General features: G+C 63.9%; 10 protein-coding genes. 3 read left to right on the top strand and 7 right to left on the bottom strand.

Going from position 1 to position 12,282, the window contains the following annotated elements; genetic code table 11:
* Positions 1 to 25 precede the first annotated feature (25 nt).
* The 3 genes from ACIQUS_RS22160 to xthA form a co-directional block, all read right to left on the bottom strand.
* On the bottom strand, positions 26 to 1,033 hold the full coding sequence (locus tag ACIQUS_RS22160) for a TerC family protein (protein ID WP_403051481.1): 1,008 nt from the start codon (positions 1,031 to 1,033) through the stop codon (positions 26 to 28).
* A gap of 156 nt (positions 1,034 to 1,189) precedes the next feature.
* The gene (locus ACIQUS_RS22155; protein WP_403051478.1) at positions 1,190 to 2,506 is read right to left on the bottom strand and encodes a substrate-binding domain-containing protein; all 1,317 of its coding nucleotides are present in this window, start codon (positions 2,504 to 2,506) and stop codon (positions 1,190 to 1,192) included.
* Between the two features lie 146 nt (positions 2,507 to 2,652).
* Positions 2,653 to 3,465, bottom strand: coding sequence for an exodeoxyribonuclease III (gene xthA, locus ACIQUS_RS22150; RefSeq protein WP_403051475.1), 813 nt, complete (start codon positions 3,463 to 3,465; stop codon positions 2,653 to 2,655).
* Positions 3,466 to 3,627: 162 nt separating this feature from the next.
* On the opposite strand from xthA, the gene ACIQUS_RS22145 reads away from it, so the two are divergent.
* The 3 genes from ACIQUS_RS22145 to ACIQUS_RS22135 are packed head-to-tail and all read left to right on the top strand — an operon-like array spanning position 3,628 to position 9,758.
* A complete protein-coding gene (locus ACIQUS_RS22145; protein WP_403051472.1) occupies positions 3,628 to 4,287 on the top strand; it encodes a GNAT family N-acetyltransferase in 660 nt (219 codons plus the stop codon).
* Between the two features lie 57 nt (positions 4,288 to 4,344).
* Positions 4,345 to 6,087: an autotransporter assembly complex family protein gene (locus ACIQUS_RS22140; RefSeq protein WP_403051469.1), complete on the top strand. Its 1,743-nt coding sequence runs from the start codon at positions 4,345 to 4,347 to the stop codon at positions 6,085 to 6,087.
* Positions 6,084 to 9,758 carry a translocation/assembly module TamB domain-containing protein gene (locus ACIQUS_RS22135; protein WP_403051466.1) on the top strand — a complete coding sequence of 1,225 codons (3,675 nt, stop codon included), beginning with the start codon at positions 6,084 to 6,086 and terminating at the stop codon, positions 9,756 to 9,758. Before ACIQUS_RS22140 ends, ACIQUS_RS22135 begins: the two co-directional genes overlap by 4 nt.
* A gap of 6 nt (positions 9,759 to 9,764) precedes the next feature.
* Here the strand turns inward: ACIQUS_RS22135 and ACIQUS_RS22130 are convergent, their stop codons facing one another.
* The 4 genes from ACIQUS_RS22130 to ACIQUS_RS22115 all read right to left on the bottom strand — a co-directional run bounded on the left by ACIQUS_RS22130 (position 9,765) and on the right by ACIQUS_RS22115 (position 12,202).
* Positions 9,765 to 10,295, bottom strand: coding sequence for a DUF2589 domain-containing protein (locus ACIQUS_RS22130; protein WP_403051599.1), 531 nt, complete (start codon positions 10,293 to 10,295; stop codon positions 9,765 to 9,767).
* Positions 10,296 to 10,400: 105 nt separating this feature from the next.
* The gene (locus ACIQUS_RS22125) at positions 10,401 to 11,060 is read right to left on the bottom strand and encodes a DUF2589 domain-containing protein (protein ID WP_403051463.1); all 660 of its coding nucleotides are present in this window, start codon (positions 11,058 to 11,060) and stop codon (positions 10,401 to 10,403) included.
* A 67-nt stretch (positions 11,061 to 11,127) separates the two neighbouring features.
* A complete protein-coding gene (locus ACIQUS_RS22120; protein ID WP_403051461.1) occupies positions 11,128 to 11,523 on the bottom strand; it encodes a Mor transcription activator family protein in 396 nt (131 codons plus the stop codon).
* Positions 11,524 to 11,740: 217 nt separating this feature from the next.
* A complete protein-coding gene (locus ACIQUS_RS22115; RefSeq protein WP_403051458.1) occupies positions 11,741 to 12,202 on the bottom strand; it encodes a hypothetical protein in 462 nt (153 codons plus the stop codon).
* Between the last annotated feature and the right edge of the window lie 80 nt (positions 12,203 to 12,282).

Here is a 12,282-nt window from a genome sequence, read left to right as displayed (position 1 = left end):
TCAGGCCCGCCCGTGCGGGCCTGATTCACTTATGGCTGTTGGAGCTGGCCGCCTGCTGCGGGCGCTCGCGGGTGCGCAGCAGCGACAGCACCACGCCACCGCTCAACAGCCCCAGGGTCACGCCCAGGGACAGCAGCGCCGGAACCGCGCCGACCAGGCCGTGATAGAAAATCTTGGTGCCGATGAATATCAGCACCAGGGCCAGTGCGTACTTGAGGTAGACGAAGCGGTGCATCAGCGCCGCGAGGGCGAAATACAGCGCCCGCAGGCCAAGGATCGCGAAGATGTTCGAGGTGTAGACAATGAAGGGGTCCTGGGTAATGGCGAAGATGGCCGGCACGCTGTCGACGGCGAACACCAGGTCGGCCAGCTCGATCAACACCAGCGCCAGGAACAGCGGCGTGGCGTACAGCATGGCCTTGTGCTGGCCGGCCGGTTTGAGTCGCACGAAAAAGTGCGGGCCGTGGATTTGCTCGCTGACCCGCAGGTGGCTGCGTACGAAGCGCAGTACCGGGTTGTTGGCAAGGTCCGGGTGGGCTTGTTCGCGGGTAAACAGCATCTTCACCCCGGTGAACAGCAGGAAGGCGCCAAACAGGTAGAGGATCCAGGCGAACTCGCGGACCAGCGCGCTGCCGACGCCAATCATGATCGCGCGCAGCACCACCACCCCGAGGATGCCCCAGAACAGTACCCGGTGCTGATAGAGGCGAGGGATGGCGAAGTAGCTGAAGATCATCGCCATGACGAAGACGTTGTCCATGGACAACGACTGCTCGACCAGAAACCCGGTGTAGAACTCCAGGGCACTTTGCGCGCCCAGCTCGAACCACACCCAGACCCCGAACAGCACGCCGACGCTGAAATAGCCGCCGTACAACAGCAGGCTTTCGCGCATCTCGATGGTGTGGGCCTTGCGGTGCAGCACGCCGAGGTCGAGCACCAGCAGGGTCAGGACAATAGCGATGAAGGCCAGCCAGAACCAGATGCTGGTGCCGAGAAATTCATGGGTGAGAAATGCCTGTAGAGCCGCCATGCGCCCCTCCTTGATTGTCGTCGTTGCCAGAAAGCAACAGTGACTCCGACATGGCGGCTTGGCAGCCGTCAGAGGGGCCCGGCGTCACTTATAAAAGCCTAGACCCGATGACGACGGCCGCCCACACGAGGCTGTAACAAATGGTTGCGCAGCGCTTCAGTAGATCCAGACTTCCACCCGCCGGTTGCGGATCCGGCCCTCTGCGGCGCTGTTGGTCGCTACCGGCAGTTCATCACCAAGGCCGATGACTTCGCGCAGGTCGATCCCGGACCTGGCCAGCTCACGACGCACCGCCATGGCACGCAGGCGCGAGAGCAGGGCGGCGCGCTCGGGATCGCTCTTGGCATCGCCAAAACCGACCAATACCGCCCGTTGTTGCACCTTGCCATGCTGGCGCAGGAAGTCGGCCACCCGTTGCACATCGCGCAGTGCCTTGTTGTCCAGGCTGGCATTGCCTTCCTGGAAACGGAAGTTCACCGACAGGCGCTGGGCGTTGCGGGCCAGTGCCTGGTAACGCGCCGGCATGTCGTCAGCAGGCGTCACCTTGAGGACCTGGACCTGCTGGCCGACAAAACCGCTGCCGGTGACGATGGCCTGGCCTTGGGGGCTCTGGGCAAACTCCAGCAGGGCCCGGGCCCAGGGGTTGCCCTGATCCGGTGGCAGGTAGAAGTACAGACGCCGCGACAGGGGGTAGTCTTCGCTGGCTACCAGCGCGGCACTGGGCTGCATCGGTTTCGAGGCGCCATCGGCGATGGCCAGCACCTTGGCCCCATGGACCGACGCCAGGCTGCTGAAACCAATGGCCTGGCGGTCGTCCTGCACGGCGCGGGACAGCTGTTCACTGGACTCGAAACGCCGGGCGCAGGTGCTCAGGGACTGGTCCTTGGGGTCGAGCACCAGCGCCTTGAAGGTTTCGAAGGTGCCGGAGCGATCGTCACGGGCGTACAGGTGGATCGGCCCGCGGTCCAGGCCCAGTGCCTGCCAGTCGGTGATCTGGCCGGCAAAGACCTGGGCCAGTTGTTCGGTGGTCAGGTGTGGCAGGGGATTGTCGGGGTGGACGATGACGGCGACGCCATCCAGGCCGATGACCTGTTCGGCGGCGGCACTGTTGAGGTCGCCCAGTGCCTGCAGATCATCCCGCTCACTGGCCTTGATCGGCCGTGAGGCGGCGGCCAGGTCGGCCTGGCCGGCCTTGAGTGCGCCAAAGCCGGTGCTCGAACCGTGGGCGGCGATGTCGATGCGCAGCGGCTGGCCTGCGGCGTCCCGTGCTCGTACCTGAATCTCATTGGCCCGGTCGGTGGCCCCGATCGACACCTCGCTGGCGCCCCTGGCCTCCAGCAACCCCTTGACCAGGGCCGGAGCCAGTACCGCGCCGATGGTGTTCGAGCCCTGGATGCGCAGTTGCGCCGGAGTGTCTGCCCAGGCAAGCAGGGGGCACAGGCAAAGCAGGAGCAGGCTGAGGTGGCGGAGCATGCCGGCGGGCACTCGTCAGGCGGAGGATGTGCGGCACAATAAGACGGTTGGATGACCGTTAAATGACAGTGGCTCGCCCCTGGCTTGAGGTTCCTGTAGCCGTAGCCTGGCGGCAGCGGCTACGGCATGCGGCGGTGACGCCGGCGTTACGCCAGTTCGAGCCAGATCGGTGCGTGGTCCGACGGTTTTTCCATGGCCCGCAGGTCATAGTCGACACCGGCGGCCTTGACCCGGTGCAGCAAGCCCTGGGAGGCCAGGATCAGGTCGATGCGCAGGCCGCGCTTGGGTTCGTCTTCAAAGCCGCGGCTGCGGTAGTCGAACCAGCTGAAGCGGTCGCTGACTTCCGGGTACAGGTGACGGAAGCTGTCGACCAGTCCCCAGTTCTTCAGGCGCTCCATCCACTCGCGCTCTTCAGGCAGGAAGCTGCACTTGCCGGTCTTGAGCCAGCGCTTGGCGTTGTCGGCGCCGATACCGATGTCGCAGTCCTGGGGCGAGATGTTCACGTCACCCATCACCAACAGCGGCTGGTCGTTCTTGAACTGGCTTTCCAGCAGGGCCTGCAGGTCACTGTAGAAGCGCTGCTTGGCCGGGAACTTGGTGGGGTGGTCGCGGTTTTCGCCCTGGGGGAAGTAGCCGTTCATGATGGTCACCGGCGTGCCATCGGCGTCGGCGAAGGTGCCCCAGATGAAGCGTCGCTGGGCGTCTTCTTCATCACTGGCAAACCCTTTGTGCAGGGACAGCGGTGCCTGGCGCGAAAGCAGGGCGACACCGTAGTGGCCCTTTTGCCCATGAAAGTGCACGTGGTAGCCCAGGGCCTGGATCTCGGCCAACGGGAACTGATCGTCGCTGACCTTGGTTTCCTGCAGGCCGATCACGTCCGGTTGGTGCTTTTCGATCAACGCCGCCAACTGATGGGGCCGGGCGCGCAGGCCGTTGATGTTGAACGAGACGATCTTCATGGCAGACACAATCCTGGTAAAACCCAGGATGCTAGCCGACATCGTCGCCTGCGGCCAGCGTGGCGCGTCACCCCGTCGGCTGCTAACGTGTTGTTCGGGGTGAACGTCGGCGCAACGTACACCTCAAAGGCAATGAGTGCCCATTTGCGGAGGTCCGCCAGCATGCCCGAATCGACTGCCGCCCCGGCCCAGGTCCGCCTGCTTGATGGCGGCTACAGCCGCGAGGCGCGTTCTTTGCTGTACCACGCCTATCGTCATGAACCGACGTTTTCCTTCCTGTTCGAGGCCCAGCGGCCCGGCTACGACCAGCGCATCCGCGCCACGGTGCGCGAGCTGGTCAAGCAGCACTTTCTCCAGGAGCTGCCGGCACTGGGGTTGCTGGTGGATGACCGTCTGATCGGTATCGCCCTGATCGCTCCGCCGCAGCGGCGCCTGGGGATCACCGAAAGTTGGGCCTGGCGCATGCGCATGGTGCTCAGTACCGGCTTTCGTTGCACCCGGCGTTACCTGGATTACCAGGCCGCGCTGATGACCTGCCTGCCGGGTGATGCGGTGCATGTGCTGCCGCTGTTGGGGATTCACCCGCAGTTCCAGGGCCGGCATTACGGTGAGCAATTGCTACAGGCCGTTCACGACTGGTGTGCCGAAGACGAGCATTCCCACGGCGTGGTGCTGGACACCGGAAATCCGTACTACCTGGACTTCTATCAGCGACAGGGGTACCAGGAAATTGGCGAAATTGCGGTAGGACCTGTCCGCGAACACGTGTTTTTCCATCCCAACCCCCAGTCATCGCAACGTGCATCGGCCGTGCCTGCCTAGTCGGCGGGAGCGCCTTGGGCTCCATGCTGCCGCCAAGCTCTGGTAGCATCCGCGCCTATGAAGTATTCAGGACGATTCACCTGCGGTTTGATTCTATGGATTGCCAGCATTGCCGCCCATGCGCAGAGCGAGCTGGTTGTACGCGTCAAACCTGCCAACAACGAACTCAAGGCCAACGTCGAAGGGTATATCGGCAGCCTTGGTAAACGCGATGAAGAGGCGCTGCTGCGTTTTAGCCGTGGCGCCGTGGAGCAGGCGCGCAAGGCGGCCCAGGCCCTGGGTTACTACCAGGCGCAGATCGACAGCGAGGTCAAACCTGCGACCAAGGCCGACAAGGGACCGCAACTGGTCCTCAAGATCGACCCCGGCGAGCCTGTGCGCCTGCGCGATGTCACCATCCGCATCGATGGCCCGGCCAGCGAGATGAAGGCCTTCCGCATTCCCGACAGCAAGGCACTGCGCTCGGGCGAAGTGCTCAACCATGGCCATTACGAAGACGCCAAGCGCTTGATCCAGAACCAGGCCTCGCGCTATGGCTTTTTCAGCGGGCGCTTCGTGCGCCAGCGCCTGGCCGTCGACCCCATGGCCGGTGTGGCCGATATCGAGCTGATCTATGACAGCGGCCCGCGCTATCGCCTGGGCAAGGTCAGCTTTGCCGGCGACACGCCGTTCGACGAGACCCTGCTGCAGCGCATGGTGCCGTTCAAACCCGATACCCCCTACGACTCCGAATTGATCGCCGAACTTAACAACGCCCTGCAATCGAGCGGCTATTTCGAAGGCGTGCGGGTCGATGCAGCGCCCACTGCGGCCGTGGCGCAGAACATACCGGTGGCCGTCCAGCTGCAAACCCGCAAACCGCGGACCATGGGCCTGGGCCTGGGGTTCTCCACCGACGTCGGTCCGCGCGGCAAGGCCAACTGGACCCGCCACTGGGTCAACCCCCAGGGCCACAGCTATGGTTGGGAAACCGAGCTGTCGGCGCCCCGGCAGAACGTCGGGTTGTGGTATGACATCCCCCTCGACCCGCCGCTGACCGACAAGCTGCGCTTTGCCGGGGGCTACCAGAACGAAGAGATCGCCGGCACCGACACCTTGAGCAAGCTGCTCACCGTCGGCCCGGAGTGGCACAGCAAACTGCCCAGTGGCTGGCAGCGGGTGCTGTCGCTCAAGTACCAGCGCGAAGAGTACAAGCTGGGTGATGATTCGGGCCTGAGCAATCTGTTGATGCCTGGCGTGAGCTATTCCTACCTGCGCAGCGACAACCGCATCGACCCGCACAACGGCTATCGCCTGCAGTTCGATGTGCAGGCGGCGAAGGAGGGGCTGGGGTCCGACACCAACCTGCTGCGCGGCAACGTGGTGCTCAAGGGCTTGACCACACTGGGACACAATCACCGTTTCCTGGGCCGTGTGCAGGTTGGCGGCAGCGCCACCAATGACTACCAGAGCTCGATACCGCCGTCGTTGCGCTTTTTCGCCGGTGGTGACCAGAGCGTACGTGGCTATGACTACCAGAGCCTGTCGCCGAAAAACTCCGATGGCGACCGTATCGGTGGCCGTTACCTGGTGGCCGGCAGTGTCGAGTACCAGTATGAAGTCGTGGAAAAGTGGCGGGTGGCGACCTTCGTCGACCAGGGCAATTCCTTCAACGACCTGGAGTTTCCAAGTCTCAAGACCGGCGTCGGCATCGGCGTGCGCTGGGTCTCTCCGGTGGGGCCGCTGCGTCTTGATCTGGCCCATGCGCTGGATGACGACGGCGGGTTCCGTCTGCACTTTTCCATGGGGCCTGAACTGTGAGTCGCGTTTTCAAGATCATCCTTTGCGGCCTGCTGACGCTGGTGCTGTTGCTGCTGCTCAGCGTGGGCCTGCTGCTGGGGACCCAGGCGGGAAGTCGCTGGGTGCTGGGGCTGGTGCCAGGCTTGCAGCTTGAGGACTTCCAGGGCCACCTGGCCGGCGAATGGCAAGCCGGGCGCGTGTTGTGGGAGCAGGGCGCTGATCGGGTGGAACTGGTTGCGCCGGTATTCGACTGGTCGCCTGCTTGCCTGCTGCGCATGACGGTGTGCATCGAGCGCCTCCAGGCCGATCAGGTCAACCTGGCCTTCGCCCCCACCGCGCCGGCGGCCGATAGCGGGCCGTTGCAGTTACCTGCCCTGAAACTGCCGCTGGCGATCGAGTTGGGCGAGGTGCGTGTGGGGCATCTGCGCCTGGACGGTACCGAGCAGTTGAGTCAGTTGCAGCTGGCGGCCCACTGGACGCTCGACGGGCTGAAGATCGACAGCCTGCACGTGCAGCGCGACGACCTGCGTCTGTCCTTGCAGGGGCTGCTCAAGCCTGAAGGCGACTGGCCGCTGCAGGCGCAGGGGCAGTTGCAGTTGCCCCAGGTGGATGGCCAGGTGTGGCAGTTGGCGCTGCAGGTCAATGGCGAGTTGCAAAAAAACCTCAAACTTACCGCCGAAAGCAGCGGCTACCTCAATGCCCGGCTCAGCGGCGAACTGCAGCCCCTGGCCGACAACCTGCCGGCCAGGCTGCAGATTCATGCCGATGCGTTCAAACCCGCTGCCGACTTGCCCGACACCTTGCAGTTGAACACGCTCGACCTGAGTGCCAAGGGCAACCTGGAAAGTGGATATCAATTATCCGGCTCGGCCAGCCTGCCAGCCGAGCAGGCGCCGGTGGCGCTGATCCTGCAAGGCCGGGTCGATGCCAAGGGCGCCCAACTGAGTGCCCTGGACCTCACTGCCGGCGCGGACCAGCACCTCAAGCTCACCGCCAGCGCCGACTGGCAACAAGGCCTGGGTGCCGAAGCGACCGTCGACTGGCTGGATTTTCCCTGGTTGCGCCTGTACCCGCTGGAGCAGGCGCCACAAGTGACCCTACGTCGTTTCAACGGCCAGGTGAGCTACCGCGACGGCAACTACCAGGGCGAATTCAAGGGTGATCTGGATGGCCCGGCCGGCGCCTTCAGCCTGGCCAGCCCGTTCAACGGCAACCTTGCACAGATCGCTTTGCCACAGTTGGTCCTCAACGCCGGCCAGGGCAAGGCCGCCGGCAGTGTCAGCGTGCAGTTCGCCGACGCCATTGCCTGGGACGCGTCGCTGGAACTGTCGGCGCTCAATCCGGCCTACTGGTTGGCCGAACTGCCGGGCACCCTGGCCGGCCCGCTGCGCAGCAAGGGGCAGATGAACAATGGCGAGCTGAGCCTGGAGGCCGACCTTGACCTCAAGGGTCGCCTGCGCGGCCAGACCGCCGTGCTCAAGGCCGTCGCCCAGGGCGCCGGACAGAACTGGACCCTGGGCACCCTGGATATCCGCCTGGGTGACAACCGTATCAACGGCAGCGGTAGCCTGCAGCAACGCCTGGCCGGTCAGCTGGACCTCAACCTGCCACGGCTCGGCCAGCTGTGGCCGCACCTGCGCGGTCAGCTCAAGGGCAAGCTTGACGTGGCCGGTACCCTGAACGCGCCGCAAGGCACGCTGACCCTGCAAGGCCAGCAACTGGCCCAGGCCGACAATCACCTGCAACGCCTGACCCTGGACGCGCGGCTGGACGCTGCCCAGCGCGCATTGATCGAGTTGCAGGCAAGCGGTATCGAGCTGGGCGATACCCGCCTGGGCGTACTCACTGCCAAAGGACAGGGCGATATTCGTCGGCAGCAACTGGACCTGGCACTGGACGGGCCGCAGTTGAAGCTCGACCTGGGCCTGGATGGGCAACTGGACAAGGGCAACTGGCGTGGCCGCCTGGCCAACGGCCAGATCCAGGCCGGCGGTCAGGACTGGCGCTTGCAGGCCCCGGCCAGTCTGCAGCGCCTGGCCAGCGGGCAGCTGGACTTCGGTGCGCATTGCTGGCGCTCCGGACAGGCCAGCCTGTGCGGCGAGGATCAGCGCCTGGCGCCTGAGCCGCGCCTGCGTTATCACCTCAAGCAGTTCCCGCTGCAGAGCCTGGCACAGTGGCTGCCCAAGGATTTTGCCTGGCAAGGATTGCTCAATGCCGACATCAACCTCGATGTACCGGCCAGCGGCCCCAAAGGCACCGTGGTGGTCGATGCCAGCGGTGGTGTGCTGCGTTTGCGTGAGAAAGACCAATGGCTGGATTTCCCCTACCAGACCCTGCGCCTGGAAAGCACCCTGGCGCCGAACCGGATCGATACCCGCCTGGATTTTCGCGGCACGCGCCTGGGCGAGCTGGCGCTGGTCACCCGACTTGACCCGGTGGCACGCAACAAGCCGTTGTCCGGCGATTTCCGCCTCAGCGGCCTGGACCTGGCCATTGCCCGTCCCTTCGCGCCGATGGTCGAGCGCCTGAACGGTCAACTCAACGGCAGCGGGCAACTGTCCGGCACCTTGTTGGCACCGCAGGTCAATGGCAGCCTGAACCTGACAGGGGGAGAGGTCAGCGGCGCCGAATTGCCGGTCAGCCTGAAGGACTTGAGCCTGCAGGCGCTGATTGCCGGCGAGCAGGTGCAGTTGCGCGGCAACTGGAAAAGCGGCGAGGCCGGGCAGGGCAGCCTGCACGGCCAGATCGGCTGGGGCCAGGCCCTGGCCATGGACCTGCAGTTGCAGGGCCAGCGCCTGCCGGTCACCGTCGAGCCCTATGCGAACCTGGAAATGGCGCCGAACCTGAAAATCAGCCTGGTCGACGACAAACTGGCCGTGACCGGCAAGGTGCTGCTGCCCAAGGGCAAGATCACCGTGCGCGAGCTGCCACCGTCGACGGTCAAGGTCTCCGATGACACGGTGATCGTCGGCCACCAGACCGAGGAGGGCAAGGCCCCCATGGCGGTGGCCATGGATATCGATGTCGAGGTGGGCCAGGAAAAGCTGTCGTTCAGTGGCTTCGGCCTGACCGCCAACCTGCTGGGGCATGTGCACATTGGCGACAACCTCGATACCCGGGGTGAGTTGAGCCTGGCCGACGGTCGCTACCGTGCCTACGGCCAGCGCCTGACCATTCGCCGTGCCCGGTTGCTGTTTGCAGGCCCCATCGACCAGCCTTACCTGGATATCGAAGCCATCCGTCAGACCGATGACGTGATTGCCGGCATCCGCCTGAGCGGCAGCGCCGAACAGCCCACCACCCAGGTGTTTTCGGAGCCGGCCATGAGCCAGGAGCAGGCGCTGTCCTATCTGGTACTGGGGCGTCCGCTGGGCACTACCGGCGAGGACAACAACATGCTGGCCGAAGCTGCCCTGGGCCTGGGCCTGGCCGGCAGTGCGGGCATCACCGGCAGTCTTGCTTCGAGCCTGGGCATCGATGACTTCCAGCTCGACACCCAGGGCAGCGGCACCACCACCAGTGTGGTGGCCAGCGGCAATCTGACCGAGCGGTTGAGCCTGCGCTATGGCGTGGGGGTGTTCGAGCCGGTCAACACGGTGGCCTTGCGTTACAAGTTGAGCAAGAAGGTCTACCTGGAGGCCGCCAGTGGATTGGCAAGCTCGCTGGATATTTTCTACAAGCGGGATTTCTGATCACCTCTATCGACGGGGGGTGGCAGCTTCGATGAATTCGTTGCTGTCATCCGTCGGGGCAGGGGGATTCATGCGTTGCGGGCTGATCAGGTTGGTGTATTCCTCGATCAGGCGGTTCAGGGCCTCAGGGGGCTCGCACGCCTGGAACTGCATGCGGATCTGCACTTCATCGGGGTCACGGGCATCGCCGTTGCGTTTTGTGTGACCGCCAACGGTCACATAGAAGCGTTCGTGCTGGGGGCACTCGGTGGCTTGTATGGTGTCGGTGTTCTGGATTCTCACTGACAAATCCACCTGCATGCGCTCCAGCGCCAACCCCCGGGGTGAAACCAGGGCGATCAGCGGCACTTGCATCGTGTGCTGCCCGTCCATCGCCACTTCAACCATCTTGGCCTTCATGGGCGTGCCCAGCGCGTTCACATCGTAGTCGAAGAACTGATCGAAGAGTTTGATGTACTGCTGGGCGATCAGGTTGTTGGTGGCTGCGGCGGCTTCCTGCAGGCCGCGGGTAATGTCACAAAGATCACTGGCGGTAATGGGGGCGTTTTTCGAGGAGAGATCATCCAAGCGTCGCACTCCGGGCATGTGTGGTAGAAGGCCCCTCGCCGGGGAGGGGCCAGGTGTGTCGGCGATCTGGCCGGATCAGACTGGGCCCTGCACCTGTGTGGTCCGATTGGCCTGGTCGGGCATTGGCAGTGCTGAGGCCGGCAGTGCATCGATGTTCTGCGCTGTGGTATCGCTCATCACCACCGGCTTGGTGGCCGCGTCTGTCAGGAAGTCGATCACACGCAGCAACGCCTCGGGCGGTTCCTGGCGTCGGACCTTGGTGTTGAAGGCATAGCGTGCCCGGGTGTCGGTCTTGCGGGTTTGGCTGGATTTGTGGCTGACCTGACCCTTGACGTTGAGCCTGAAGGGTCCCCAGCCGAGTGAGGCGCCAAACGTGGATGATGTGGCGGTTTCGCGGGTTTCCTCGGCTTGCTGGCTGATGGTCAGTTCAAAGTCGATGCTGCCCTCTTCTATGCATATGTTGGGGTGGGTAATGGCGGCCAGCAGCGGGATCTGCATTTTCTTGGCGACAGTCCCTTTGTAGACCCCTTGTTCATCCGTGATGGTTTCGTCGTAGTCAAACTGTATCGCGACGGCCTTGCCGTCCTGGATGCAAACGCCCATGAGAAAGTCGGCGTAGGACTTGCTCGCCAAAACCTGCGCCTGAATCATCGCCTGCAAGGGGCCGGAGATCATCCGCTCCAGCGGCAGGGCATTCATTACTGAGCCGACCAGGCTGTTGTCGATGGTTGCCATAGGGGAACTCCATGTCATGGATGCACATCATTGTGCGGGGATTGCCTTGAGCACCGGGGTGGTGGGTTCAAGGTGTGGGTCCCGGATGCGTGCACGATTCCAGCCGGCGGATGTTGCCGATCTGGCGCAGGCTCAAACCGTACTTGTTGGCCAGCACGCTGCGTGAAAGGCCTTCGGCGCTTTCCTGTTGGATCTGTTGATTGCGCAACTGGCGGAAAAAGTGATCGGCCTTGGGAATCTCCAGGGCCATGCCGGCAAACCGCTTGATCAGTGCATCGAGGGCTTGCGGTGGCAGTACCTCTGCCAGGGCCGTACGTTCGCGATGCTTGGGAATGTACTTGGGACGTCCGCCGAAGGCACAGGTCAAGTTGTAGGCGTTTTCGATACCCAGGCATTCGATCAGCATCTGCAACGAATGGGGCAACTGGTGGATGTCGATTCGATCGAGGTCGCGCGTTTCCATGGTGACTTCCTTGTAGGGGATGGCTTGACACCGACATGGTTGAACATCCGGGCGGGTCGCAACAGGCTGCAAGCGCGGCAGGAAGGGTGGGCATCGGCCTTGTGGTGTGTAGGCAGGTGGGGGCGAGACCTTGGGAAAGCAGCGGCTGAATTGCCCAGGCCCTTTGTATCACCGTTGTTGCCAGGATCAGGAGGCGCCAAGGTCAGGCAACCCATCGTCAATGGCAGGGACGCGTCAGCAACAGGCTGACCTGGCCCAGGTAGGCATCGGGCCGGTTCAGTGCGTGGGCAGGCAGACTGCGCCAGTCGACCCAGATGCAGAGGGCGCTGAGCGTAGCGCCTGCCTGCTTGCCCACCGCCTGGGGGCTAAAACTGCGACGGTACATCACCTGGGTCTGCCGGACGGGCGTGGTCTGGTCGGGCGCTGCCAGGGTCAGGGCAACTGCGTCAAGGAGTCGGGCGGGGGCGAGGTCGAAATAGGCGGTGCCGGGCTGTGCGCCCAGATGGCCGGCCTGGCGCGTGCGTTGCCAGAGCTGCTGCCATTGGCTGGCGCCAGCCTGGTCGGCCAGTAGCGCACCCAGCGTCTGGCGTTGTTCGGCAGTCAAGTTGGCGGTGGGCAGTGCATTGGCTTGGAGGCCAGCCAGCAGGGCAGCGCAGCTTATCAACCGGCGAATGAGCATGGCGATCTTCCGTTCATCAGGGGGAGCCCGGAATGCCATGGTTTCAGCTGCAAGGTGGGTGCAGAAGGAGGAAATTGTCC

The organism is Pseudomonas sp. NPDC090755 (genome assembly GCF_044769005.1).
GTDB lineage: Bacteria > Pseudomonadota > Gammaproteobacteria > Pseudomonadales > Pseudomonadaceae > Aquipseudomonas.
This window is presented reverse-complemented; position numbering and strand designations above follow the sequence as displayed.

Coding starts and splice junctions, on each gene's coding strand:
- ACIQUS_RS22155 (WP_403051478.1), bottom strand. CDS start 2,506: ATGCTCCGCCACCTCAGCCTGCTCCTGCTTTGCCTGTGCCCCCTGCTT.
- ACIQUS_RS22125 (WP_403051463.1), bottom strand. CDS start 11,060: ATGGCAACCATCGACAACAGCCTGGTCGGCTCAGTAATGAATGCCCTG.
- ACIQUS_RS22140 (WP_403051469.1), top strand. CDS start 4,345: ATGAAGTATTCAGGACGATTCACCTGCGGTTTGATTCTATGGATTGCC.
- ACIQUS_RS22120 (WP_403051461.1), bottom strand. CDS start 11,523: ATGGAAACGCGCGACCTCGATCGAATCGACATCCACCAGTTGCCCCAT.
- xthA (WP_403051475.1), bottom strand. CDS start 3,465: ATGAAGATCGTCTCGTTCAACATCAACGGCCTGCGCGCCCGGCCCCAT.
- ACIQUS_RS22115 (WP_403051458.1), bottom strand. CDS start 12,202: ATGCTCATTCGCCGGTTGATAAGCTGCGCTGCCCTGCTGGCTGGCCTC.
- ACIQUS_RS22145 (WP_403051472.1), top strand. CDS start 3,628: ATGCCCGAATCGACTGCCGCCCCGGCCCAGGTCCGCCTGCTTGATGGC.
- ACIQUS_RS22160 (WP_403051481.1), bottom strand. CDS start 1,033: ATGGCGGCTCTACAGGCATTTCTCACCCATGAATTTCTCGGCACCAGC.